Genomic DNA, 25,756 nt, shown 5'->3' with positions numbered 1-25,756 from the left:
CTTCACTGCGATTGGCTTGTTGCATGTTCTTGTTCCACTGAAGCAGCCCGGCGTCAAAATAGGCCAGCGAAACAACTTGCATCTCAGATATTGAGACGGCAATATCATTACATGGACAATTCTAGTGGAGTCGGTGTCATTGATAAAGCGGCCCAAGTACTCGATGCCCTTGAGGCCGGGCCCACCACTCTCGCGCAGCTCGTGGCGGCCACAGGCCTTGCCCGGCCCACAGTCCACCGGCTCGCGCTGGCCCTGGTTCACCACCGCCTGGTAAGCCGCGACATTCAAGGGCGCTTCGTCCTGGGCAGCCGGCTGGTGGAACTCGCATCCGCTGCCGGTGAAGACCGGCTCATCGCCTCCGCCGGTCCCGTTCTCATTCAGCTCCGCGACGCCACGGGCGAAAGCGCGCAGATTTTCCGCCGCCAAGGCGACTGGCGTGTCTGCGTGGCGTCGGCGGAACGCCCTATCGGCCTTCGCGACACCATTCCCGTCGGCACCCAGCTGTCCATGAAGGCCGGCTCCGCCGCCCAAGTACTGCTGGCATGGGAAGACCATGACCGCCTCCTTGAGGGGCTGCAAAACGCCCGCTTTACGCCTACCGTCCTGGCAGGAGTACGACGCCGGGGCTGGGGTCAGAGCCTCGGCGAACGCGAACCTGGGGTCGCCTCGGTTTCGGCCCCCGTGCGCGGACCCTCCGGAAGGGTCATTGCCGCAGTATCGATTTCCGGTCCTATTGAGCGACTCACCCGCCAGCCGGGCAGGCTGCACGCCGAAGTGGTCTGTAACGCCGCCAGGGTACTGACCGAGGCCCTCAGGAAGAACAACGACTAGCCATGGAAAACTACGCCGTCTTTCTGCGCGGCATCAACGTGGGCGGCATCAACATCAAGATGGCCGATCTCTCCGCAGCCCTGAAGGACTACCCGTTCACCAAGGTCAAAACGCTCCTGGCCAGCGGAAACGTGGTGCTTCAGAGTGACCTCAGCCCAAAGTTCGTCAAAGCGCAGTTCGAAAAGTGCTTGCGGGAAACCTTCGGATACGACGCCTGGGTGGTGGTCCTCACCGCCGCGCGGGTCAGCGAACTGGTGGACGCGTGCCCATACCCGGCCGACGACAAATCCACGCACACCTACATCACTCTCGCCTCGGACACCGCAATGCTCGACGAACTCTTTGAAGCAGGCGAAAACCTGGGCGGCGTAGAACAAGTGCGCCTTGGCCCGGAGGCCTCCGCTTGGCTGGCACCGGCTGGCGGCACGCTGGACAGCCCTTTCAGCAAGCTCTCCGCCAAGGCACGCTACAAAGCCGGCACCACTACCCGGAACTTGAGAACACTCATCAAAGTCAGGGACGCAGCCGCGGCCCTCTAGCCGGAACGTGCGGCCTTGAGGGCTGCGTTGAACGCCTTCAAGCGGGTAATTTCCACCTCGACGGGCTCTACAATCCGCTTCTCGGCAACCGCCGCCACGGCAGCTTTCAACCGTTTCCCTGCCTTCGACGCCCTAACCCGAGCGGCCCATCCACCAAGAATCCTCCCGGTGATGGCAAGGGCAATTCCCAGCGACACTCCCCCGGCAACCATCAGGGTTGGCCACGGCCACCCTTCTGTTCGAGGCACCTCAGGCACCGGCATTTGGAAGTAGCCGAGCACGGCCAACACACCCAGCCAGCCCAGGCCCCCTGCTGCGAGCACAAGCGCGATCCATTGGAGGGTATTGAAAAGAAGCCACCACAGGGGACGTTTGCCCGCCAAGAGGTCAGTGCCTGCAATCGCTTGGTCCAAGGCGTCGGGCAGCTCCTCCCGCCCGTCCCTTGCCGCGCTGCGGATGGCTGCGCGCCAAGGACCCGGGGCACCCGTCGAGGCGTCGTCGGCAAAATCCCTGACGGCCGCATCCGTGCGTGCCCGCTCGGGTGCGCCTGCAGGTGGCAGCGATGTCCTGTTCAGCTCCGGCCTGGTGTCATCCCTGCCAAGGTTCAACCGCCGGAGCGGGTCGGGCCGGAAACGCAAGAGCCAGCGGGTGACGGGCCACCCCGTCCTCTTGGCGGACTCTCTTTGGAAAGATCGCTGAACGGCGTCCACCACCACCGGTACATTTGCCGCCGTCGACAATTCAGACGCCAGGCGGGCTTTCGTACCTACCTTGACGCCCCGGGCTTCGCCTTCGCCGGAGGCGCGGGCGAGTTCCCCGGCCGCCTTTGCAACGTCCGCCGCCAAGCGTTCTGTGGTTGCCTCCCGTTGGACCACCACCTTCCTGATGGCACTGCGGAGGGCTTGGACGCCGTCGCCAGTCAGTGCTGAGGCACTGAGGACCCGAACTTTCCCCAGTCCGTCCCGCGCCAGGATAGCTTCCAAAGACTCCATCACCGCAGAGGCGTCGGCAGCACTGAGTTTGTCCACCTGGTTCAGGACAACCAGCGTGACTGCACCGTGGGAGGCCATGGGGCGAAGAAAGTCATTATGCACTGCGGCGTCGGCGTACTTTTGTGGGTCCAAGACCCACACCAGGACGTCAACCATGCCCACCATCCGTTGGACGATCTCCCGGTTTTCCACCTTGGTGGAATCGAAGTCCGGTAGGTCCAGCAGCACCAGGCCGGTGTGTTCGTCCGCGAGACCTGGAACTGGCGGCAGCGTGTGCCGCTCTTTGACATCCAGCCAGTCGAGCAACGGCCCGCTGCCTTGCTCTCCCCAAATGCCCGCCAAAGGTGCTGACGTTGTGGGACGCCGCGCGGTGGCAGTTGCCAGCCGACTGTCCGAAACAGCATTGAACAGGGAGGATTTTCCGCTGCCTGTCGCTCCGAAGAATCCCACCACCGTGTGATCGGCCGAGAGTGACCGCCGCGAGGTGGCACGCTCCAGGACCTCGTAGACGGATTGCAACTCCGGATCCGGGAGGACGCCCTCGGCCAGCTCCCGTGCGGCATTGAGCGATTCAAGCCTGCGCTGCAACCGGGACGATTCGCGAACCTGGCTGTGCCGGCTCATGCGACCCCCGCCAAGCCGCGCAATGCTTGAGCATGCCGGGCGAGGTCAACTCCAGATCCAGGAAGTGCTGCCTCGAGGCGGCCAAGGAACCGCTCCCTCTCATCATCAAGGAGCCGTTGGCACTGAGTATGCAGATCGTCCCTTGCCTGCTGGGCCAGTCGACGTACTGCGTCCTCACCGAACACCGCTTCGAGCAGCTTCTGGCCAACAACGGCCGTTCCGCCGGCAATGCCGATCTCCAAGCCGCTCAGACCGGCAGTCATGGAGAACACCACCACCATGAGCGCGGCGCCAAGCCCGTTGACGCCCAAGGATAGCCACCGTGCCTGGGTTCGCTTGCCCTGGCCCTGGGTACGGATCATCTCCATCAGCCCTTCCTGCCAGGATCGAATAGCCGCTGCGGCCTTCGCGTCAAACCCCTCGCTGGTTCCCGAAAGATCCTCAGTGCCAAGGAGTTCCCGACCAGCCATGTCCGAACGCCACCGCCTGTCCACGTTTTCGGCTGCGTTCGCGGCTTCGTCCAGGATCACCGCCTGCAAGCCGGTCTCAATGGCGGTCTCAACTTTCACAGCAGGAGCGGGTTCGCCACGGAAGAACGCTCCTACGCGGTCCCGCATCCTGCCGATATTCTGCTCGAGCGCACGGAAGAACTCTCCCGTACCTACGAAGTCCTGCCATCGCGCCAATACCTCGCCGCGGAGCAATGCTCCGTCTCTGGTGGCCTCAAGAATACGTTGGAGCGCCTGCTCGTACTCTGCAACGCAGGCTGCCCGGAGATTGTGCGCAGCGGTGTCCTGGACGGCAGCGGCCTCCGCGATTCCCTCCAAACGGACGCTGACTGCTTTGACGGCGCCATTAAGCGTGCGTCTGGCGACCTCTGCCCGGCCGGCTGCATTGGCTGCCAAAGCGCCCAGCCACTGACGCAGGGGAATCACGGATTCCTCCGGGAGCATCCCCAGCCCATTCAAGGCACTCTCCGGAACGACAAAAAGCTCCGCCTCACCCAAGCCTTGCCGATCCAGCATTGCCTGGAGGTCAGTCCTGACCTCTTCTTCCGCGGCGACGGGCACACGGTCCAGCACCACAGCTACGGTGATGTCCCTCGAAGCTGCGTCCAAGAGCAGCCGCCAGGGCACGGCGTCGGCGTAGCGGTTTGCTGTGGTGACAAACACCCAAAGGTCGGCGGCGGCAAGAAGCTGACCGGCGAGCCTGCGGTTGTCATCGGAGATGGAGTCGACGTCGGGCGCATCCAGGAGCGCGATTCCCTGCGGCACTGCCTCGTGTCCCACCAGTACCAATGACGTGATGGCCTGCGCGTCGGGAGCGGCACCCGCCTGATGGGCCGGCAGCGGGCTCGCTGACACGGTTCCGCGGATACGGTCCAGGCCCGGAAGGATCCGGTGGCCTTCAAACCACTCAGCGTCCAACGGATGATGCAGGAGGATGGGTTGGCGGGTGGTGGGCCTGATAGCGCCGGCACGCGTCACCGGATAGCCGATCAGCGCGTTAACCAGCGTTGACTTCCCCGCCCCGGTGGAACCGCCTACGACTGCCAGTAGCGGAGCGTCGAGGCTGCGGTAGCGGGGAATCACATAATCGTCGAGCTGGGCCAGGGACTCACGGATCCACTGACGGGCTTCCCGAACCTCCGGCACGGCGAGCGGAAGGGTTGTGGCCGCAAGTTCAGTGCGGGCAGCTACCAGGGTCTCGACGGCGGCTGCCGCGCCCGAGGCAGCTGGGGTAGCCCGGGGTCTTGCCTCATCATCATTTGCGGTCACAGCATCATCATGCCAGCCCAATCCCCGTCACAGGAGCGGCGCCGCAGGCACAGAGGATAAAACCAAGGAAAAAAGAAATCCCCCGGAACCGTGGTTCCGGGGGATTTGTCTGTGACCCCAGCGGGATTCGAACCCGCGTTACCGCCGTGAGAGGGCGGCGTACTAGGCCGCTATACGATGGGGCCTTGCACTTTTTGTCACCGTTTCCGGCGATCAAGCTGAATGAGTATTTCATACTTTCAGCTTCTCTCCAAATCGCTTCAGCGACTTGGAGGTTCTGAATTTCCGGCGTATTCACGCGGATTTTCAGAGCTGGGATACCAGGACTCGAACCTAGAATGACGGTACCAGAAACCGTAGTGTTGCCAATTACACCATATCCCAAAGTGACTTTCGGACCGGAGTTCAGCGCTTTGGTTTCCCTCAGCTTTTCCCTCCGTGCCCCTCAGCACGAGTAATGACTCTACCGGAGTCTGGCCACCTGCACAAATCGGAAAGCCGTTACCTGCATCACACCATTCTCACGCCGCAGCAGGAGCTGTTACCAGCAGCCGGGACAGAGAGTCCACCTGGCGCCCGGTGAACTCTTCCACCACTTCTCCCGTCCTGTTGAGCCAAACGCCGATCAGGCCCGCCGCCGTTGCACCGTCGGCATCAAGCAACCTGTTGTCGCCCACATACAACGTCTCTCCCGGCACCGTGCCCAGCAGACGCACACCTTCGAGGTAGATCGCCGGATCCGGCTTTGGCACGCCCACCGTGTCCGTACCCACCAGGACCTTGATCCTTGACAGGTCTGCACCGTCCAGCTTGGCCCGCTGGTAATCATGCACGTTGTTACTCACGGCGCCGTAGGGAATCCCTGCGGCATCGAGGGCGTCGAGTACGCCTTCAACGTCGTCAAAAGCCCGCACATACGCCGTCTGGCGTTGATGGTACTCGGCTACCCAGGCTTGGGATTCCTCGCCGTCCTGAAGCTCCACGCCAAAGTGTCCCAAAGCAGCCCTGCCCCGCAGGAGCCGCTGCTCATTGAAAGTCAGCTCCCCGGCCAGGTAGCGGTCGTAGAAGTGCGTTGTTTCGTGCGTGAAGATACGTCCGAACTTCACCCACCCGGCCTGATCCAGGCCGGGCAGGAGATGTTCGCTGACATCCCGCAGTGCCGTTGTCATGGCGTACTCAAGGTCCACCAGGGTGTCATCAATGTCGAAGAGGACGCCGCGGACAGTTCCGAACGAGCTGGAGATAGCCATGACTGCTTCTGCCTCTAGCCGCGGAAGGCGCGGACACGAGCGAGCGAGGAATCCTTGCCGAGGATCACCATCGACTCGAACAGCGGCGGAGAAATGCGGCGTCCGGAAATGGCCGTGCGCACGGGCCCGAATGCTGCCCGCGGCTTGATGCCAAGATCCTCAACCAGAGCCTGCTTGAGCGCGGTCTGAATGTTCTCCGCGGACCACTCCCCAATCGGTTCCAAGGCAGCCAAGGCCGCATCGAGTACTTCCTCCAGGTTCTCCGGAAGGCCCTTGCGGGCATCGTCGGCAACATCAACGGCGTCATCGGCCTTGAACAGGAAGGCCAGCATCTCGGGAGCTTCGCCCAGGAGGGTGATGCGTTCCTGGACCAGAGGCGCCGCCTCGGCGAGGATCTCCTCCTGACGCGGAGTGAGGATTTCCCCTACGAAACCTGCAGCACGGAGGTAGGGAACCAAGCGTTCCTTGAAGTCCTCCGGTGCGAGCATCCGCACGTGGGTTCCATTGATGGCCTCAGCCTTCTTGATATCGAAGCGCGCCGGGTTGCCCAGGACATCGTGGATGTCGAAGTTGGCTACGAGCTGCTCCACCGTGAAGATGTCCTCGTCAGCGCTGAGGGACCAGCCCAGCAGGGACAGGTAGTTGAGCAGGCCCTCAGGGATGAAGCCACGTTCACGGTGCAGGAACAGGCTGGACTCGGGGTCACGCTTGGAAAGCTTTTTGTTGCCCTGACCCATGACGTAGGGCAGGTGGCCGAACTCCGGCATGTACTCGGCGACGCCAATTGCATAGAGGGCGCGATACAGCGCAATCTGACGCGGAGTGGAGCTCAGCAGGTCCTCGCCACGAAGGACGTGGGTGATTCCCATGAGAGCGTCGTCCACGGGGTTCACCAGTGTGTAAAGCGGGGCACCGTTGGCGCGGACAACAGCAAAGTCCGGAACCGAACCCGCTTTGAACGTAATCTCTCCGCGGACCAGATCGTTGAAGGTCAGGTCCTCGTCCGGCATGCGGAGGCGGAGCACGGCTTCGCGGCCCTCGGCCTTGAACTGTGCCAGCTGCTCATCCGTCAGGTGGCGGTCGAAGCCGTCATAACCCAACTTCGGGTCGCGACCGGCGGCCTTGTGGCGGGCCTCAATCTCATCCGGCGTGGAGTAGGACTCGTAAACGTGTCCCCCGGCTTTGAGCTTGGCGATGACGTCCTGGTAAATCTCGCCTCGCTGCGACTGCCGGTACGGCTCGTGCGGTCCGCCAACCTCTACACCCTCATCCCAGTTGATGCCGAGCCATTTCAGGGCGTCCAGCAACTGGTGGTAGCTCTCTTCACTGTCACGGGCCGAATCTGTGTCCTCGATGCGGAAGATCAGCTTGCCGCCGGTGTGGCGTGCATAGGCCCAGTTGAACAGGGCGGTGCGGATCAGGCCAACGTGCGGTGTACCCGTAGGCGACGGGCAGAAACGGACGCGGACCGGAGTCTCGGCGTTGACGGCAGGAATGGCGCTGGAGGCAGCGTTCGACGCAGAAGCAGTAGTCATAGTGGTTCCAACTTTACCGCTTGGCGCCGCTTCGGTTTCCCGGCCGGGAAAGCCCGACGGCGGTACGCGCCTTTCGAGCGAGAGGCGCGTACCGCCGTCGGGGTCTGGCGTTTTGCGTGATGCCTAGCGGCGGACCACCGGGTTGGAGAGCCGGCCGATGCCCTCGATCTCCACCTCGAACCGGTCGCCCTCACTGACCAGGCCTACGCCGGCGGGGGTGCCGGTCATGATGACGTCGCCCGGAAGGAGGGTGAATGCGTGCGAAACGATCGAGACAAGCTCGCGTACACCCCGGATCATCTGGTTGGTGCTGCCATCTTGGCGGAGTTCGCCGTTGAGGCGGCCCTGGATGGACAGGTCCTCGTGGTCCAGTTCGGTTTCGATCCACGGACCCAGCGGCGCGGAGGTATCGAATCCCTTGGCACGCGCCCATTGAAGGTCTGTCTTCTGGACATCGCGGGCGGTGAGGTCGTTGCCGCAGGTGTAGCCGAAGATGACGTCGTCCGCACGGTCCTCGGGAACATCCTTGCAGATCCGGCCGATCACCACGCACAGCTCAGCTTCGAAGGAAACTTCCTCCGAGAACTCAGGAAGGATGATGGGATCGTTGGGGCCGATCACCGAGGTGTTGGGCTTCAGGAAAAGCAAGGGTTGCTGGGGAACCTCGTTGCCGAGCTCAGCAGCGTGCTCTGCGAAATTCCGGCCTACACCGATGACCTTGCTTCGGGGAATGATCGGAGCGAGGAGCCTCACGTCCTCGAGCTTGTGCTTCACGTGGGTACGCTCAACACCATTAAAGAAGGGGTCGCCGTTGATGACAGTGATTTCCTCACTGCCGGGCTCGCCTTCAACAACGCCATAAAGGGGATCAGAATCAACTACAAACCGGGCGATACGCATGGGCTCAAGCCTACAGTCCGCCTCTAGCTTCGGAGGTAATCCAACTGTGCTGCCACGGAAGTCTCCGCCGCCCACCTGACGGATGGGTCGACGTCGGGATAAACGGCATCGGTGACCGCTGGAATCGAGGCGTCCTGCCCCAGGTAGTCCAGCGCGGCCCTGATTTGATCGAGCCGCTGCTCACGGTGATCACGATACTCGCGGCACTTCTCGTCCAAAGCCGGGAGCACAGGCCCATGGGCGGGCAGCAGAGTTGCGGGCCCCATCGCTTCCAGCTTGTCCAAGCTTGAAAGGTAGTCGCCTAATCGGCCATCAGGGTAATCCAGCACGGTGGTTCCCCTGCCCAGAATGGTGTCCCCGGTGAGAACGGAACCGGTGGGGCCGTCATCCGGAAGATGGAAACAGAGAGAGTCGGACGTATGACCAGGGGTTGCCACCACGCGGATTTCCACGCCACCCGCCATCAGGACCTCGCCGTCCATCAGCGGCTCGCCGCCATGGCAATGTTCCGGCAACGCAGCACGCACCGGCGCCCCGGTGATCTGATGGAACCGCGCTGATGCCTCAGTGTGGTCAGCATGCCGATGCGTAATGAGGACCACCTCCACAACGCCCGCCGATGCCAGCACGGCCAAGTGGTGTTCGTCTTCAGGGCCCGGGTCCACCACCGCGATGTTGGGAGAATCCGGGGCGCCAATGACATAGGAGTTGGTGCCGTCCAGGCTCATCGGTCCCGGGTTTGGAGCCAATCGGTAGCGGGTGAGCTCGCTGCTGCGCTGCAAAGACTCCCCGGTGGGCCCAAGAGAGGAGCCATCGCCGGAAGGTGTGGTGCCGGAAGTCGCCATTGATTCAGAAGTCACTGTCCCATCTTGGCACTGAACCCACGCTCTCTCACATCCGGCGCCCAAACCACCAACCCTCACTCACATCCGGCGCCCAAACCACCAACCCTCACTCACATCCGGCGCCCAAACCACCAACCCTCACTCACATCCCACACCCTTCCCGGGCTAGACGCCTTGAAGTGCCAGAATTGACAGCGTTAGAACGCCCCCAGTGAACTGCAAGAGGGCCCGCCCCAAACCCGAGGGATCTGCGAGAGCGTCCGGGGAAGCAGAACGGCGGCCCGTCCGCTTGTCTGCCAAGGGGACGGGCCGCCGTCGTGCGTCTTTAGTTTGTGCAGGGCACCCGGGTACTAGACCAGGCGGGTCAGCCAGCCGTGGGTGTCCTCAACGGTTCCGGTTTGGATGCCAAGGAGCTGCTGGCGGATGGCCATGGTGGTCTCCCCGGCCTTCGCGTCCTCGGAACCGATGAATTCCGTGGCGTCCTTGAGCACACCGATCGGCGTGATCACTGCTGCAGTGCCGCAAGCGAAAACTTCGGTGATCTCGCCGGAAGCGACGCCTTCGCGCCACTCGTCCAGGGTGATCTTCCGCTCGGTGACCTCACGGCCCATGTCCTTGGCCACCTGGATGACGGACATACGCGTCACGCCTTCCAGGATGGTGCCGCTGAGTGCGGGAGTAACCAAGGAACCGTCCTTCATGACGAAGAAGACGTTCATTCCGCCGAGTTCTTCCACGGCGTCGTCGTTGAAGTGGTCCAGGAAAAGTACCTGCTTACAACCGTTCTCTTCGGCTTCCTGCTGTGCGATCAGGGACGCTGCATAGTTTCCGCCGCACTTGGCCGCACCTGTTCCACCGCGGCCCGCACGGGCGTATTCGCGGGAGATCCAGATGGAAACAGGCTTGAGCTCGCCACCGAAGTAGTTGCCGGCAGGGGAAGCGATGACCCGGAAAGACACTTCGCGGGCAGCACGGACACCAAGGAACGCTTCTGTGGCGATCATGAACGGGCGCAGGTACAGGGCTTCACCGTCGCCGGACGGCACCCATTCCTGGTCCGCCTGTACGAGTTCGCGGATGGCACCGAGGAAGTACTCCTCGGGCAGCTCCGGAAGGGCAAGGCGGCGTGCCGACTTGTTCAAGCGCGCGGCGTTGGCCTCAGGCCGGAAGGTCCACACGGATCCGTCGGCGTGACGGTAGGCCTTCAGACCCTCAAAGATTTCCTGACCGTAATGCAGCACGGCAGCGGACGGGTCCAGGGAGATGGGTCCGTAGGGCTCGATCCGGGCATTCTGCCAACCGCCATTGCCATCGGCGTCAACCTTGTAGTCAACGACGGCGGTGTGGTCGGTGAAGTAGTCGCCGAAGCCTGGGTTCGCCAGGACGGCTGCACGCTCCTCAGCAGATTTCGGGGTTTCCGAAAGCTGCTGGCTGAATTCGACGCCATGGGCAGTCTGAGTCATGTTTCCTCCACAGTCAGCTACCTGGCAGTGCGAACCGGATCCCCAAAAGGGTGTGGTTCAGCGATGGACCAGGGAAGCAGGTAAATAATTCAACACAAGCTTACGCCTGAGTATTGGGCCTAAAGTGCGGCCGCAATAGCGTCGCCAATGGCAGCTGTGCTGCGTGGCTCGCCGGTGCGGCTTTCGACGTCGGCGACTACTGCCGCTTCGATCTTTCGGGCCGCCGTGGTGTAGCCAAGGTGGTCCAGGAGCAGCACTGCGGAGAGGATGGCCGCGGTGGGATCGGCTTTCTGCTGTCCGGCGATATCCGGGGCTGAGCCGTGGACGGGTTCAAACATGGATGGTGCCGTACGGTCCATGTTGATGTTGCCCGATGCCGCCAAGCCGATGCCGCCGGTAATGGCTGCGGCGAGGTCGGTGAGGATGTCGCCGAACAGGTTGTCGGTGACGATGACATCAAAGCGGGAGGGGTCGGTCACCATGAAGATGGTGGCTGCGTCAATGTGCAGGTAGTCGTGGGTGACCTCGGGGAATTCCTTGGCCACGGCCTCGACGGTCCGCTTCCACAGGTGCCCGGCAAACACGAGCACATTGTGCTTGTGGACAAGGGTGACGTGCTTGCGCGGACGCTCGCTGGCGCGGCGGAAGGCATCGCGTACCACGCGCTCCACACCGTGGGCGGTATTGAGGGAAACTTCCGTGGCTACCTCATGGGGTGTCCCGCCTCGCAATGTGCCGCCGTTGCCCACATAGGGACCTTCAGTGCCTTCGCGGACAACGATGAAATCGATGGCGCCGGGGTTGGCCAACGGGCTGCCGACCGTACCGAAGAGGCGGGACGGGCGCAGGTTTACATAGTGGTCCAGGCTGAAGCGGAGCTTGAGCAGCATCTCGCGTTCAATAATGCCGGACGGGATGCGGGTATCGCCCGGAGCTGCGCCTACTGCGCCAAAGAGGATTGCATCGCGGGTGCGCAGATCCGCCAGGACCTCGTCCGGGAGGGTCTCGCCGGTCTCAAGCCAGTGCTGGGCACCGAGCTTATAGTTGGTCAGTTCGAGGGCGACGCCTTCGGCGGCTACAGCCTTTTCGAGGACCTTGACGGCTTCGGCGATGACCTCTGGGCCAATGCCGTCGCCAGGGATGACAGCGAGATTGATGGACGTTGCACTCATGGTTCTATCTAGCCAAGCAATCCACATGCTGGTCAAAATCGTCTCACTCCTTGAACAACGGCATCTGGTTGCAGCAACGGAAGGCTCAGACCACGGCATGATGCCCATGCCAGGACCCAGCGCATAGAGTCATAGCGTGGATAGAAGGCACGCAGCTTACGAATGGTTCCGGATCAACCGCTTTAAAGTGGACATGACGGCTACCTGCCTGCTGATTCTCCTCTTCGGTCCCGTATATCTGGTCGCCGACAGGCCCTGGCTGTTCCTTCTGTCCTGCAGCCTCCTGTTTCCCCTCGCCTGGCGACGTACGCGCCCGGCTGTGGCGGCCGGCGTCGTGATCCTTGTGTGCCTCATCCAGTGGGCCGTGGGTGCGGAACCGGTAGCGGGCCAAATCGCGGTCCCGCTGGTCATCTACGCAACGGCTGCCTACGGACCCGCGTGGGCGAGCCGGACGGTTCTGCTGGCCGGGCTCGTCGGTGGGGTCATGCTCACCACACGGCTCTTTTCCACTACCGCCGAATCCGGAATTCTGGGCCTGACCATAGGCGCGCTCTATACCGTGCTGATATGGATGCTTGTATTGGTGAGTTGGACACTTGGTGACCTGACGCGCGTCCGCCGCCTCCAGCTTCAGGCACTGGAGGACCGAACACGGCGACTCGAAGTGGAGCAGATGCAGGAACGGAAACTGGCCGCTGCCGACGAACGCTCCCATATAGCCCGCGAGATGCACGACATCGTGGCGCATTCGCTGTCCGTCATCATTACCCAAGCGGACGGCGCACGATACGCGGCTGCGGCACAACCCGAGCTCGCCACCGAAGCATTGGCCACCATCGCAGCTACAGGCCGGGATTCCTTGGGCGAAATGAGAAGGCTGCTGGGGGTCCTCCGCTCGGACGCGGACTCCCCTACCCGCCCACAACCCCGGCTTTCGGATCTCGATGAACTCCTCCTCGGCTTCCGCGCTGCGACACTTCAGGTGGCCTTCGAACAGACCGGTGTGCCCCGCAGGGCCCTTCCTGCCGGCGCCGAACTCACTGCCTATCGAATCATTCAGGAAGCACTCACCAATGTGATGAAACACGCCGGCCCCAAGGCGACGGCGGCGGTAACGCTCACATGGCAGGCCCGAGGCCTGCAAGTGGACATCATCGACGACGGCCGGGGTGCCGCTGCTGATCCGCCAACGGCAGGCGGCGGTAACGGGCTTCCGGGAATGGGCGAGCGAGTCTCCCTCTACGATGGTTCCTTGACCGCAGGCCCGGTACAGGGCGGCGGTTTCCGTGTGTCCGCATTCATCCCCTATTCGGAGGCCTAGCCATGCCTGAAGTTCCTGCGCCCATTCGTGTGGCACTCGTTGATGACCAGCAATTGGTGAGGTCCGGTTTTGGCATGTTGATCAATTCCCAGCCGGACCTGGAGGTGGTGGCTGAGGCAGGAAACGGGATTGAGGCGGTACAGGCTCTGAGCGCCACTGCCGCCGACGTAGTCCTGATGGATGTCCGCATGCCAGGGATGGACGGCATTGAAGCAACCCGTCGACTTTTGGAACAAGCTGCGGCACAGCCCTCCGGCTCCCAGCGGGCCGAAATCAAAATCGTGGTGCTCACCACCTTCGATTTGGACGAGTACGCCCTTGCCGCGATTCAGGCCGGTGCCAGCGGGTTCCTCCTCAAAGATGCACCGCCAGAGGAACTACTCGAGGCCATCCGCACCGTCTACCGCGGTGACGCCGTGATCGCTCCTTCCACCACCCGGCGCCTGCTTGACCACGTGGCACCGCTCCTGAGGACTCAATCGCCGGAGCAAACTGAACATGCAGCCGCAGTCGAGCGCCTGACCACCCGCGAGCGCGAGGTATTCCAGCTGATCGCACAGGGACAGTCCAATCCGGAGATAGCAGCGGGCCTGTTCCTTTCCGAGGCAACGGTGAAGACCCATGTGGGCCATATTCTGGCCAAGCTTGGTGCACGGGACCGCGTCCAGATTGTAGTCATTGCCTATGAGACCGGCGTGGTGGCGCCGGGTACTTAGGCAGCCCTGCACTGCGGCGGCCAGTCTCAGACCACGGTATGAGCAGGCCCCCGGAATAATGGGCCCGCAGCCCGATCCTCCAGCGTAGGGCTGAAACATAGCGTGGAACCATGACAACATTCACGTCTCTCCCCCACCCGTCAGGAACCGATCGTCCGGCAGGCTCGGCAGGCGCTCAGGCCCGTCCCGCTGTGGAGGCTCATGAGCTGACCAAGAGCTACGGCCGCGCCGATACCACCGTGACTGCCCTGAACAAAGTGTCGGTGAGCTTCGACGCCGGAAAGTTCACTGCCATCATGGGGCCGTCCGGCTCCGGCAAATCCACTTTGATGCATTGTCTCGCCGGCTTGGATACGGCTGATTCCGGACGGATTGTGCTGGGCGGCACGGAACTGACAGGGCTCAACGACCGCCAGCTCACGGCTCTCCGCCGTGAGAGGATCGGCTTCGTTTTCCAGGCATTCAACCTGGTGCCCACCTTGACTGCCGAACAAAACATCACGCTCCCCCTCGCCTTGGCAGGAACCACTGCCGACGCCGGATGGCTGGATACCGTTGTCACAACCCTTGGGCTCAAGGACCGTATGAAGCATCGGCCACATGAGCTCTCCGGTGGCCAACAGCAGCGCGTGGCTGTTGCCCGGGCGCTGCTGACTCGTCCCGACGTCGTGTTTGGTGACGAACCAACCGGCAACCTCGACTCAAAGGCCGGCGGGGAAGTATTGGCACTGCTGCGCCGGAGCAGCCAGGAGATGGGGCAGACCATCATCATGGTCACCCACGATCCCGTGGCCGCCAGCTACGCGGACCGCGTAGTACTGATGAGCGACGGAGGCCTGGTGGGCGAGATTCACCATCCAACGGCAGACTCTGTGCTGACCGCCCTCGGCAAGCTGGGGGCCTGAGGCATGTTGCGTGTTGCCGTCTCGCAATTGACGACGCATTTCCGACGATTCGTCGCTATCGGGCTTGCAGTCATGTTGTCCGTCATGTTTCTCTCGGCCACCCTTATGGTGGGCGCCAGCACCAATGCCTCACTGGGCGCGAGTATCGGCGAGGCGTACCGCAACGCCGATGTTGTGGCTACGTCCAAGAACGGGGAGCCGTTCACCCAGGCTGCGGTGGATGCAGCCGTTTCATCCCCTGCAGTCCAGGACAGCTACGCCGAGCGTTCCACGTATGTGACGTTCGTGGCCGGTGGCGGTGAGCAGTACGGGCGCCTGCGCAATGCGGCGCCGGTTTCCCTGGAGAGTGGCATGCTGTCCTCAGGGTCCATGCCATCGAGCGGCTTGGAAGCCGCAATTGACGTCAAGACTGCCGAGCATTTGGGCCTCACAGTCGGCAGTGCCGTGGAGTTGCGCGGCGCGGGACCGGTCAAGACAGCGAAGGTCACCGTATCGGGCCTCATGAAAGCCACCAACGATCCTTTCTCGTCATCGGCTGCCCAGTTGGTGGGTTCGGAATCGGTTCTGAACGCCGTGCAGGACGCGGGCGCCGGGTATTCGGGGCTTCAGTTCGCGCTCAAGCCCGGGGAAGACGTCACCGCAGCCAAGGACTTCATCGCACACCGTATGGAAGCGGCCGGCACCGTTGGACCCGTGCTGGAAACGGCGCAGGAGAAGGTCACCTCCACAGTGGCCATGCTCAGTGCCGGCCAGGATCAGTTGACCGTTGTGTTGCTCGCTTTCGCTGGAGTGGCCATCCTTGTTTCCACTTTGGTGGTAGCCAATACGTTCTCAGTCCTGGTTGCCCAACGGACCAGGGAGTTGGCTTTGCTTCGGTGCCTTGGTGCCGGCCGGTCACAGATCCGCGGATCCGTCATGCTGGAGGCGCTGGTGGTCGGTTTCATTTCCTCGGTTGTGGGCGTCCTCGCTGCCACCGGCCTGATGACCGGCTTGATTGCCTGGGCCAAGTCCCAACCTGAGCAAGCCTTCGCCACACTGGCGGTACCGCCGTCGGCCATCATTGCCGGCCTGGTAGCCGGCACGCTCCTGACGGTGGTGGCTGCCCTGGTACCCGCGAAAGCGGCAACAGCCGTGGCACCACTGGCGGCCCTCCGACCGGCCGACGACGCCACCGTGGGCAACCGGCGAGGCAAGATCCGCCTTATCCTGGGCCTCGTGGCCGTGCTGGGCGGAGCCGTCGTGCTGGTGTACGGCAGCCTGACGGTCTCCTTGCTGGTGGCGTTGCTCGGGGGTGCTGCCTCGTTTGTGGGCATCCTGCTGTGCTCCACCCTGTTCATCCCATCCGTGGTAGCCATGGCAGGCCGGTTGGCAGCACCGGCCGGTGTGCCCGGCAAGCTCGCAGCCGTCAACGCGACGCGAAACCCTGCCCGCACTTCCGCTACGGCCGCTGCACTGCTGATCGGGGTCACGCTGGTCTCCCTCATGATGACGGGGGCGGCGACGTCCAGGCAGGCATTCAACGACACCTTGGCGGAAAACTATCCGGTGGACCTGTCCGCTCAGACAGCAGTGGACGGCACCGACCCCACGCAGGCCCTGTCTCGAATCAAAGCCCTCGACGGCGTCAGCGCTGCGGTGCTGCTCCAACCGTTGGGAACGCTGCAGGACGGAGCGACGCCTGACGCCGCCACCACCGTCTACGGGCTCTCCGCCGTTGATGCCGCATCCGTACTGCGCGACAACAAACTCAAGCCGGCGCCAGGCACCGTCTACCTGCCTGAAGACTCCGGGCAGGGAGCAGCAGACATCTCGACGGCGGCAGGCAGCGTTACGCTCGATGCCAAGGTTCTGCGAACCCGCCACGTACCCGCCTTCGTGGAGAGTTCGAGCATCTCTTCAGCTGCGTTGCCGGAAACGCCGGGCATGGTGTGGGTGAAACTGGACGATTCGGTATCCGGGGACCGGGTTCAGGCCATCCAGAAGGACATCGCGTCCGCTCTGGGTGTTCATGAGCGCACTGTCAGCGGTGCAGCAATTGAGCGAGTGACCTTCAACAGCATCATCGATGTCCTGTTGCTGGTGGTCACTGGGCTCCTTGGTGTCGCAGTGGTGATCGCGTTGATCGGCGTGGCCAACACCTTGTCGCTGTCGGTCCTGGAGCGGACACGCGAGAACTCGTTGCTCCGCGCCCTTGGCCTGACCAAGGGGCAGCTTCGCGGGATGTTGGCTATTGAAGCCGTGCTCGTCGCGGGCGTGGCAGCGATCATGGGAGCCGGCATGGGCGTCGTTTACGGATGGCTTGGAGCGCAGGCAACCCTGGGCGGCGTGGCCACTGTTGTTCCGGCGGTGCCGTGGCTGCAGTTGGCAGCTGTCTTTGGCGTAGCCGTAGTTGCCGGACTTCTGGCATCGGTGGTGCCTGCCCGGCGGGCGGCACGGTTGTCACCGGTTGAGGGGCTAGCTACCGCCTAAGCCCCCGACGCTCTATCAGCTAATCACCCTTAAACAGAAACGCTCTCTCACTTCCCTGGATAGACCGGCAGGAAGTGAGAGAGCGTTTCTTGTTTACGGCTGTGATGTGAGAGAAGGTTTATGCCTCGGCGGGTTCTTCGTAACGCGGGAAGACCGGGGCAGGCGCCGGAAGCTGGGTGCCGGCAACAATGGGTATTGCCACCGCGGCGAACTGGCGGGACTCGCCTTCCGGTTGCCCAAGAACTTCCAGGAGCTTCGCGGACGACGACGGCATTACCGGTTGGGCGAGGATCGCCACAATACGGACAACCTCCAAGGTGACGTACAGGACGGTGTTCATGCGCTCAAGGTCAGTCTTACGCAGCACCCACGGAGCCTGCTCCGCGAAATACGCATTGGTGTCGCCCAGGACGGTCCAGATCGCTTCGAGGGCCCGGCTGAATTCCTGCTTTTCGAAGGCAGCGCGTGCAGTGTCCAGCAGCTGGCCGGCCTGGGCCAACAAAGCGTTGTCCTCAGCGGTAAAGGTTCCGGGAACCGGGACCTTACCTTCACAGTTCTTCGCCACCATGGACAGCGAACGCTGAGCAAGGTTGCCGAAGTTGTTGGCCAGATCCGAGTTCATGCGGCCCACGATTGCTTCATGGTTGTAGTTGCCATCAGCACCAAAGGGAACTTCGCGGAGGAAGAAGTAGCGGCACTGGTCCAGGCCGTACTGTGCCACGAAGTCCTGCGGTGCCACAACGTTGCCCAAAGACTTGGACATCTTCACACCATTGTTGGTGAGGAAGCCGTGGATCATGACGCGCTTGGGCAACTCCAGGCCTGCACTCATGAGGAAAGCGGGCCAGTAAATAGCGTGGAAGCGTGAGATGTCCTTGCCGATCACGTGGACGTCGGCAGGCCAGAACTTCTTGAATGATTCCGACTCGATGTCCGGGTAGCCCACGCCGGTCAGGTAATTGGTCAGGGCGTCGACCCAGACGTACATGACGTGCTTTTCATCGCCGGGGACGGGAACGCCCCAGTCGAAGGTGGTGCGGCTGATGGACAGGTCTTCCAGGCCGCGCCGGACAAAACTGATGACCTCATTAAAGCGCGACTGCGGCGCACCAAACTCCGGTTGTTCCTCGTACAGGGCAAGGAGTTTCTCCTGGTAATTGGAGAGCCGGAAAAAGTAGCTTTCCTCGGCGGTCCACGTCACCAGAGTGTCCGTTTCCTTGGAGTAGCGAAGCCCGTCCTCCTTCACCACGGTGTCGTCCTCGACGTAATATGCCTCGTCACGGACGGAGTACCAGCCCTCGTACTTGGACAGGTAGATATCGCCGTTGGCTTCCATCTTCTTCCAGATGGCTTGGGAGGCGGCGTAGTGGTCCTGGTCCGTGGTGCGGATGAAGCGGTCATGGGAGATGCCCAAGTCCTGGCTCATCTGCTTGAAGGCTGCCGAGTTGCGGTCAGCGAGCTGTTTGGCAGAGATGCCTTCCTTCTCGGCTGACTGCTGCATCTTGAGTCCGTGCTCGTCCGTTCCGGTCATGAAGAACACTTCATGGCCGTCAAGGCGCTTGAAGCGTGCCATGGCATCAGTCGCAATGACCTCGTAAGCGTGGCCGATGTGCGGCACGCCGTTGGGGTAGCTGATTGCGGTGGTGATGTAGAACGGGGATTTCTCTGGAGACGTCACTCTAAGAAGTTACCTTTTTTTGGGATGAAATAGCTTAGTTAAGTTCGGTCAGCGTATCGCTGAGCCGCACGAGCTCGTGGTCGTGGGAGGCAACCAGGACGGCAATGCCATCGCTGGTGGTGTCCTTCAGAATGCCGATGATGCGGTTGGCCGCCGCACGGTCAAGGCTGGCCGTGGGCTCGTCCACCACCAATACGCGGGTTCCCAGGATCAGGGCGCGGGCAATAGCCACGCGCTGACGTTCACCACCGGAAAGCTGCGCAGGACGGTGGCGCATGCGGCGTCCCAGGCCCACGAGGTCCAGGAGGTCCTTGGCCATCTCGGTACGCTGTTCCACTTCGCCATCGGGCACGGCGGGGAGCAGGACGTTTTCCAACGCGCTCATGCCGTCAATCAAGGCACCGCCCTGATCCACGTAGCCGATCAGCGCCCGGCGGCGGTCCGCGATCTCGTCGTCGCCCATGCTGTCCAGGGGCTGGCCCTCCCAGAAGACTTTGCCCGACGTCGGGAGCGTCAGTCCTGCGCTGACGGTCAGGATGCTGGTCTTACCGGAGCCGCTTCGACCGGCAACACAGTGCATTTCGCCGGAATGAAGGGTGAGGTTGAAGTCGTCCACCACGTCAACTTCCTCGGCTCCGCCTTTGTCGCCACCGTAGTGGATGGTGACCCGGCTCAGTTCCAGGGGTGTTGCGTGATCCGTGGCCCTCACGATGGTGTTGGCACGGGTCTGCAATGACTCTTCCGCCGATTCCGGGGTGGCCGTCAGCTCGGGGTTGGGATTGTCAGTCATTTGACTACTTTCGTTGCAATCGGAATCCAGCAAATTACGGCCAGCAGACCGGCCAGCCCGGCCCAAAGAGCCGCGTAGGGAGCCAGGAGCAGCCCCAGCCCCAAGGCGCCGAGGACACCCAGCGGAAGTGCCACCGTGCCCACAAGTGCGTTTTCAAAGAAGCGGACCTGGCCCAGCATGTCCGGGTTCCAGCCCATGGCACGCAAGGTACCGAGGTACTCCCGTTTGGCATGGAGTTCGAAGCGGCCGGTGACCAAGGTCAACAGGAGCCCGACAACCACACCGAAAACAGCGAGGATGACGCTCGGCAGGGCGATGCTTGCTGCGGCGAGACCACTCAGTGCGCTGGCGCCGGCTGCCCGGGGAATGTCGATCAGGAGCGCGATGAGGGCACCCACTGCGGCACCAAACACACCCACTGCCACGGCCAGAGAGATCGAGTTGAACCGGTTGGTTGTCAGCTGCCTGTTCGCAAATGTCAGCGGCGAGTCCACGGTGACCAGCCGGTCGTCGTGCTGCGGCTCCTGATCAATCACCACGCGGTGGCGCAACTGCTGGGCGGCCAGCAATGCAGCACCACAGTAAATGACAAGCATGGTCACCGAGACGATCACGGTGGCGATATTCCAGCTCAGCAGGCTCAGGACAATGCCGGCGGCAGCGAGAGCAGCGGCACCTACGCCGAACTCTTCCAGGACCCAGGATCGTATGCGTTTTTGCGTCCACCCCATGGCGCGAAGAATTCCGGCTTCGCTCCTGCGCTGGCGGATGTAGCTCACGGTGGAGGCACCCGTCAGGAGTGTGGCGCCAAGAAGGGTCAGGAACAGCAGGGTGATATTGGTTCCGGTGAGGGAGCCGGAGACGGCGTCGGCCGCGTCCTGCCGTACCCACGACTGCTGGACGGTGCCCAGCGGTGATTCCTTACCGGCGTCGTCTTTGCTATAGCCGGGGACAAAAATGTTGGCGTCCTCGCGGGCGGATCCAGCCACCACAGTGGCCTCAAGGCCCAGCTCGCGGATCTGGGTGGCAAGTTTCTCCACCTCGGGCTGTGCCGTCTTCCAGTTGCCGCTTGCTGATGCTTTGACCCGGATGGCGTCAATGACATCTGCGTTGCTGTCGTAGCCACGAGCTGCTGCCAGACCGTAGTAGTCGGTGATGGCTCCGGCGGACTGGCTGACCAGGCCCGTAGCGCTCAGGGACGGCTTCAGTTCCGTGCCCTCCAACTCTTTGCCCTCAGCGTCCTTGCTCAGCGTCATGGGAGTGGGGTCATAGCCGCCCAAGGGAAGCTTGTTGACGTCCCCGGCCGCAGACTTTACGGCGGCAGGGTCGAAGGTTCCGTACACCATGGGCAATGGTGTAGCCGGCTTCTTGCCCGTCTCCAGGTCCTCCCGGTAGGAACGTTCGTCAACCGGCTTGCGTTGCGTCTGGTCCACGGCTGCCCCGAAGGAGGACTTCTCAGGCAAACGGTTGACCGTCACCCAGTCTCCCGGGATGGCGCTCTTGTCTGTTGCACCGTTGGCGGCTTCATCGCCGTCCTTGTACTGCGGAGCGGCGGCAAAAGCGGTGCTCCAAGCGGCCGGGTTGTACAGGCCCTGGCTGAAGGAAGCCGTGCTGCCCAGCAATTGGCTGTGGTCAGTGGATCCCGGCCATTCGAGGGCGAACGGGGACTTGGATACGAACGGGAGGTAGTCCTTGTCCAAGGACCGCGTTACGGTGCCAACATCCTTGACCACCTTGCCACTTGCATCAAGTTCCTCGATCTTTACCGAGTACTGGAGGTCAAGGGAGGTGCCGGAACGGACAATCAGCGGGATGGCCTTGGAATCATTGGTCAGTAGGCCGTCGCGCTTGGCTTGCTGGTACTGCGTCATCAGCGGCGCCCAGTATTTGAGCTTTACACCCAGGAAATCCGGTCCTTCTTCCAGCTGGTCCATGCTGAGGCCGGTGGTGAAAAGACTTTCGAAGTGGCGTCCGATTGCACCGGCGTCACGGGCGTCTGCCGGAGGAGCTTTCTCCAGTGGTGCCAGGAAGTCTCCTGCGGAGCCCAGCAGCGCGCGCTCAGCGGCGGGGTCGACGGCGACGACGGACTCTGTCACCTCGGGCGCCAAGGGAAGCGCTACGGAGAGATTGAAGAGGTTATGCTCGGAGCCCAAGGCGGGGGCCGGGAACTTGACGCCGGTCTCGCCCTCGGGGCCCGCGATCCGGACGTTGGTGCCGCCCGCAGTCTGTTCCTGGATCAGCCGGCCCTTGCCCAAAGTACCTTCGGCGCTGGTCTTGAAGAGAGTCTGCTGGTTAACGCCGTCAGAGCTGGTGGCAGAGGCGGTCAGACGATACTTCTTGGGGGAATCAGAGAGCACGGATTCCGCTGCAGGCCATTTGCTGGAGTCCATGGCGGAGGGGTCCCCCGCCGTTACTGCCCCGGCAAGTCCCGCGTTGTACCCCAGGTAGTCCATGGCGTTAAGGCGAGGGGCCTCAAGGTTTTGCGATACGCGCGAGACCAGGCTGATGGGCGCGGCCACGGCCGTTTGGCCCATGGTCCGAATCTTCTCCAACTGTTCAAAGCTGATGCCGCCCTGGCCGTTGGCGATTTCCGGCTGGATCAATGCACCGCCGTCGCCATCTTGTGACTGGTCAGGCTTTGCCTGGACCAGGATGTCGTAGAGTCCCCGCGAGTTCTCGTCCACTGTCCTGTTCAGAGCCGCCTGCGACTGGCTCTGGACGAGGACGGACAAGCACATGGCGACGATCAAAATGGCCGCGGTCAGCAGCAGCACACGGCTTCTGATGAACCTTTGGACGGCGTTCATTGGGCTCCCTGAGACCTTGATTACGGGCGCGCACACATGCTCCGTGATTCCTCAAAAGACACAAAGGAATACCGGGCTGTATGTGCAAAAAAGTTGTGGCCGGCCTGCTGCCGGGTCCGAATTCCGGACCCAGCCATTGTAAGCAGACCGGCCACTCCTGCGTGCCAAGGTGTGTCGCCGGCACGCGAACCTAACTGATACGGATCAGTGCTAGTCCTCCAGGTCCACTTCGCGAACCATCTCAGCGCCAATACCGGCCTTGATGGCTTCCAGCACTTGCTGCGGAACGGAGCTGTCGATGGTCAGGAGTGCCAGTACCTGGCCGCCTTCGGTCTGGCGTGCCACCTGCATCCCGCCGATGTTGATGTTGTTCATGCCCAGGATGTGTCCAATGGTGCCAATCACGCCCGGACGGTCGGCGTAGGCTACAACCACCAGGTGTTCGCTGATGGGAATTTCGACGTCGTACCCGTTGACGCCCACAAGCTTCTCCACCTGCTTGGGACCGGTCAGGGTTCCGGCGACGGAAATCTGGGAACCGTCGCTGAGCGCACCACGGATGGTCAGGACATTGCGGTAATCCTCAGCGTCCGGGGTGGTGATGAGGCGGGTGTTGATGCCGCGCTGTTCGGCGATCACCGGAGCATTCACGTAGGAGACCTGCTCCGTGACGACGTCCGCGAAAACGCCCTTCAGTGCGGCGAGCTCGAGCACCTTGACGTCCAGTGCGGCAATCTCACCGGCTACCTCAACGTCGATCTGCGTCAAGGAAGCGTGGGTCAGCGCGGTGAAGATCCGCCCCAGCTTCTCGATCAGCGGGATGCCAGGACGCACGTCCTGAGCAATGACTCCGCCGGCTACGTTCACGGCGTCCGGTACCAGCTCGCCGGCGAGGGCGAGGCGCACGGACTTGGCAACTGAAACGCCTGCCTTCTCCTGGGCCTCATCCGTGGACGCCCCTAGGTGGGGGGTCACAATGACGTTGTCGAACTCGAAGAACGGCAGATCCGTACTGGGCTCCTTGACGAAGACGTCAACGCCTGCTCCGGCAATCTGGCCTTCCTTCAGCGCAATGTGAAGTGCTTCCTCGTCCACGAGGCCACCGCGGGCCACGTTGACCACGTAGGCCGTTTCCTTCATCTTGCGGAAAGCATCGGCGCCGAGCATCCCCACCGTTTCAGGTGTCTTAGGCATGTGAATGGTGATGAAGTCCGAGTTTTCCAGCAACTCATCCAGTGTGACCAGCTTGACGCCCAGCTGGGCTGCGCGGGCGGACGTGATGTAGGGGTCGTACGCCAGGATCTGAGTGTCGAAACCCTGGAGGCGTGCAGCCACCAAAGCACCAATGCGTCCCAGGCCGATGATGCCGATCTTCTTCTCAAAAAGTTCGATTCCGGTGTACTTGGAACGCTTCCACTCGCCGTTCTTCAACGCAGAGCTGGCCTGCGGAATGTGGCGGGCGAGGCTCAGGATGTGACCCACGGTGAGCTCAGCGGCAGAGACAATGTTGGACGTCGGGGCGTTGACCACCATAACGCCGGCCTGCGTTGCAGACTTGATATCCACGTTGTCCAAGCCCACGCCAGCACGGGCGATGACCTTGAGGTTCTTAGCCGCCGCGATTGCTTCGGCATCCACTTGGGTGGCAGACCGGACCAGGATGGCATCGACGTCGGCAATGGCGGACAGCAGCTGGGAACGGTCGGCGCCGTCGGTCTGTCGGATTTCAAAGTCCGGGCCCAATGCCTCGACTGTGGCGGGCGAAAGTTCCTCGGCGAGGAGGACGACGGGTTTGCTGGCTGACACGGGTGGCACCTTACTTTGGACAACTTTGGACAGAACTGGACAAGGAGCGGATGCGTGGCCCGGGGCACGGCGCCGGGACCAGCCCAGAATATCGAATCCGGGCCGGGATTCCGTTGCCGGGGAGCGATGTTACGGCCGGACCGGCGGCGGTTGTGAAGAAGTTCACAGCCCACACTGCTGTGCTATTCGGTGGAGAAACAGTGGATCATACGCAACAACGCCCGCCCGGCTGTGTTCGCCGGACGGGCGTTGTAGTGCGCGGCCTTCAGGCCGGCACGGAAGGATCAGCGGGCTGCGGAACCTTCAACGTAGTCAGCGTCCTGCTGCTGCCAGGAGAACAGGGAGCGCAGTTCGCGGCCGACCTCTTCGATGGGGTGCTGCTCAGCCTTGGCACGCAGTTCCTTGAACTCGGCGCCACCGTTATCCTGATCATCGATGAAGCGCTTGGCAAAAGCACCGCTCTGGATGTCCGCGAGGACAGCCTTCATGTTTTCCTTCACCTCGGGGGTGATGACGCGCGGGCCGGAAACGTAGTCGCCGTACTCTGCGGTGTCGGAAACGCTCCAGCGCTGCTTGGCAATGCCGCCTTCCCACATGAGGTCAACAATGAGCTTGAGCTCGTGGAGAACCTCGAAGTAGGCGATCTGCGGCTGGTAGCCGGCTTCGGTCAGGGTTTCGAAGCCGTACTGGACCAGCTGGGAAACGCCGCCGCAGAGGACGGACTGCTCGCCGAAGAGATCGGTTTCGGTCTCTTCGGTGAAGGTGGTCTTGATGACGCCGGCGCGGGTTCCACCGATTGCCTTGGCGTAGGACTTCGCCAGGTCCCAAGCGGAACCGGATGCGTCCTGCTCAACAGCGATGATGTCCGGGATACCGCGGCCGGCTTCGAATTCGCGGCGCACAGTGTGGCCGGGAGCCTTCGGGGCGATCAGGATGACGTCAACGCCGGCCGGAGCTTCGATGTAGCCGAAACGGATGTTGAAGCCGTGTGCGAACGCAAGTGCCTTGCCCTCGGTCAGCTTGTCCTTGATGGAGTCGTTGTAGATCGCACGCTGGTGCTGGTCCGGTGCCAGGATCATGATGACGTCGGCCCATTCGGCGGCGTCAGCAACGTTCTTGACAGTGAAGCCTGCGTCCTCTGCCTTGGCGGCCGACTTTGAGCCGTCCTTGAGCGCGATAACGACCTCGACGCCGGAATCGCGGAGGTTCAGTGCGTGGGCGTGGCCCTGCGAGCCGTAGCCAACGATTGCTACCTTGCGGCCCTGGATGATCGACAGGTCTGCGTCATCGTCGTAGAACATTTCAGTCACTTGCGTAACTCCTCTTGAGTGGTTT

The 25,756-nt window shown here is 62.4% G+C and carries 19 protein-coding genes and 2 tRNA genes; 6 read left to right on the top strand and 15 right to left on the bottom strand.

Translation table 11 applies throughout. The features are described from left to right. Positions 1-111 precede the first annotated feature (111 nt). Positions 112-831 carry an IclR family transcriptional regulator gene (locus HAV21_RS03015; protein ID WP_014922101.1) on the top strand — a complete coding sequence of 240 codons (720 nt, stop codon included), beginning with the start codon at positions 112-114 and terminating at the stop codon, positions 829-831. Positions 832-833: 2 nt separating this feature from the next. Continuing rightward, positions 834-1,370, top strand: coding sequence for a DUF1697 domain-containing protein (locus HAV21_RS03010; RefSeq protein WP_166840293.1), 537 nt, complete (start codon positions 834-836; stop codon positions 1,368-1,370). Here HAV21_RS03010 and HAV21_RS03005 read toward each other — a convergent pair. From HAV21_RS03005 to HAV21_RS02960, 10 genes are all read right to left on the bottom strand, one after another. Beyond that, positions 1,367-2,986 (bottom strand): GTPase, encoded by a 1,620-nt coding sequence (locus tag HAV21_RS03005; RefSeq protein WP_142938739.1) that lies wholly within the window; start codon positions 2,984-2,986, stop codon positions 1,367-1,369. The two genes, HAV21_RS03010 and HAV21_RS03005, sit on opposite strands and share 4 nt — an antisense overlap. Next, positions 2,983-4,764, bottom strand: coding sequence for a dynamin family protein (locus HAV21_RS03000; RefSeq protein ID WP_142938738.1), 1,782 nt, complete (start codon positions 4,762-4,764; stop codon positions 2,983-2,985). The genes HAV21_RS03005 and HAV21_RS03000 overlap by 4 nt, the downstream gene beginning before the upstream one ends. 112 nt (positions 4,765-4,876) lie before the next feature. Continuing rightward, positions 4,877-4,949, bottom strand: a tRNA-Glu gene (locus tag HAV21_RS02995). 127 nt (positions 4,950-5,076) lie between these two features. Continuing rightward, positions 5,077-5,148 (bottom strand) — tRNA-Gln (locus HAV21_RS02990). A gap of 137 nt (positions 5,149-5,285) precedes the next feature. Beyond that, positions 5,286-6,014 carry an HAD family hydrolase gene (locus HAV21_RS02985; protein ID WP_166840291.1) on the bottom strand — a complete coding sequence of 243 codons (729 nt, stop codon included), beginning with the start codon at positions 6,012-6,014 and terminating at the stop codon, positions 5,286-5,288. 14 nt (positions 6,015-6,028) lie between these two features. Next, on the bottom strand, positions 6,029-7,549 hold the full coding sequence (gltX, locus tag HAV21_RS02980; protein WP_142938736.1) for a glutamate--tRNA ligase: 1,521 nt from the start codon (positions 7,547-7,549) through the stop codon (positions 6,029-6,031). 123 nt (positions 7,550-7,672) lie between these two features. Then, a complete protein-coding gene (locus HAV21_RS02975; RefSeq protein ID WP_011775161.1) occupies positions 7,673-8,449 on the bottom strand; it encodes a fumarylacetoacetate hydrolase family protein in 777 nt (258 codons plus the stop codon). 23 nt (positions 8,450-8,472) lie between these two features. After that, positions 8,473-9,294, bottom strand: coding sequence for an MBL fold metallo-hydrolase (locus tag HAV21_RS02970; RefSeq protein WP_166840897.1), 822 nt, complete (start codon positions 9,292-9,294; stop codon positions 8,473-8,475). 350 nt (positions 9,295-9,644) lie between these two features. Further along, on the bottom strand, positions 9,645-10,757 hold the full coding sequence (locus HAV21_RS02965) for a branched-chain amino acid aminotransferase (RefSeq protein ID WP_166840289.1): 1,113 nt from the start codon (positions 10,755-10,757) through the stop codon (positions 9,645-9,647). 119 nt (positions 10,758-10,876) lie between these two features. Further along, positions 10,877-11,929, bottom strand: a complete 1,053-nt coding sequence (locus tag HAV21_RS02960) for a 3-isopropylmalate dehydrogenase (RefSeq protein ID WP_166840286.1) — start codon at positions 11,927-11,929, stop codon at positions 10,877-10,879. 136 nt (positions 11,930-12,065) lie between these two features. On the opposite strand from HAV21_RS02960, the gene HAV21_RS02955 reads away from it, so the two are divergent. The 4 genes from HAV21_RS02955 to HAV21_RS02940 all read left to right on the top strand — a co-directional run bounded on the left by HAV21_RS02955 (position 12,066) and on the right by HAV21_RS02940 (position 17,340). Then, positions 12,066-13,250 carry a histidine kinase gene (locus HAV21_RS02955; protein WP_166840284.1) on the top strand — a complete coding sequence of 395 codons (1,185 nt, stop codon included), beginning with the start codon at positions 12,066-12,068 and terminating at the stop codon, positions 13,248-13,250. Positions 13,251-13,252: 2 nt separating this feature from the next. Then, positions 13,253-13,966, top strand: a complete 714-nt coding sequence (locus tag HAV21_RS02950) for a response regulator transcription factor (RefSeq protein WP_208095797.1) — start codon at positions 13,253-13,255, stop codon at positions 13,964-13,966. A gap of 110 nt (positions 13,967-14,076) precedes the next feature. Beyond that, entirely contained in the window at positions 14,077-14,871 is a 795-nt protein-coding gene (locus tag HAV21_RS02945) for an ABC transporter ATP-binding protein (RefSeq protein ID WP_166840281.1), read from the top strand. Between the two features lie 3 nt (positions 14,872-14,874). Continuing rightward, positions 14,875-17,340, top strand: a complete 2,466-nt coding sequence (locus HAV21_RS02940; protein WP_166840279.1) for an FtsX-like permease family protein — start codon at positions 14,875-14,877, stop codon at positions 17,338-17,340. Between the two features lie 118 nt (positions 17,341-17,458). On the opposite strand, the gene metG is transcribed toward HAV21_RS02940, so the two are convergent. The 5 genes from metG to ilvC all read right to left on the bottom strand — a co-directional run bounded on the left by metG (position 17,459) and on the right by ilvC (position 25,731). Continuing rightward, entirely contained in the window at positions 17,459-19,018 is a 1,560-nt protein-coding gene (gene metG / locus HAV21_RS02935) for a methionine--tRNA ligase (protein ID WP_166840277.1), read from the bottom strand. Between the two features lie 34 nt (positions 19,019-19,052). Further along, positions 19,053-19,808 (bottom strand): ATP-binding cassette domain-containing protein, encoded by a 756-nt coding sequence (locus HAV21_RS02930; RefSeq protein ID WP_166840275.1) that lies wholly within the window; start codon positions 19,806-19,808, stop codon positions 19,053-19,055. Further along, positions 19,805-22,615 (bottom strand): FtsX-like permease family protein, encoded by a 2,811-nt coding sequence (locus tag HAV21_RS02925; RefSeq protein WP_166840274.1) that lies wholly within the window; start codon positions 22,613-22,615, stop codon positions 19,805-19,807. The genes HAV21_RS02930 and HAV21_RS02925 overlap by 4 nt, the downstream gene beginning before the upstream one ends. A 210-nt stretch (positions 22,616-22,825) precedes the next feature. Further along, positions 22,826-24,421 (bottom strand): phosphoglycerate dehydrogenase, encoded by a 1,596-nt coding sequence (serA, locus tag HAV21_RS02920; RefSeq protein WP_142938727.1) that lies wholly within the window; start codon positions 24,419-24,421, stop codon positions 22,826-22,828. 284 nt (positions 24,422-24,705) lie between these two features. After that, positions 24,706-25,731, bottom strand: coding sequence for a ketol-acid reductoisomerase (gene ilvC, locus HAV21_RS02915; RefSeq protein ID WP_142938726.1), 1,026 nt, complete (start codon positions 25,729-25,731; stop codon positions 24,706-24,708). Between the last annotated feature and the right edge of the window lie 25 nt (positions 25,732-25,756).

The sequence above is a fragment of the Paenarthrobacter sp. MSM-2-10-13 genome (genome assembly GCF_011605365.1).
Taxonomy (GTDB): Bacteria; Actinomycetota; Actinomycetes; order Actinomycetales; family Micrococcaceae; genus Arthrobacter.
Note: the sequence above shows the minus strand (reverse complement) of the source record. Positions and strands in the feature narration are given on the sequence as shown.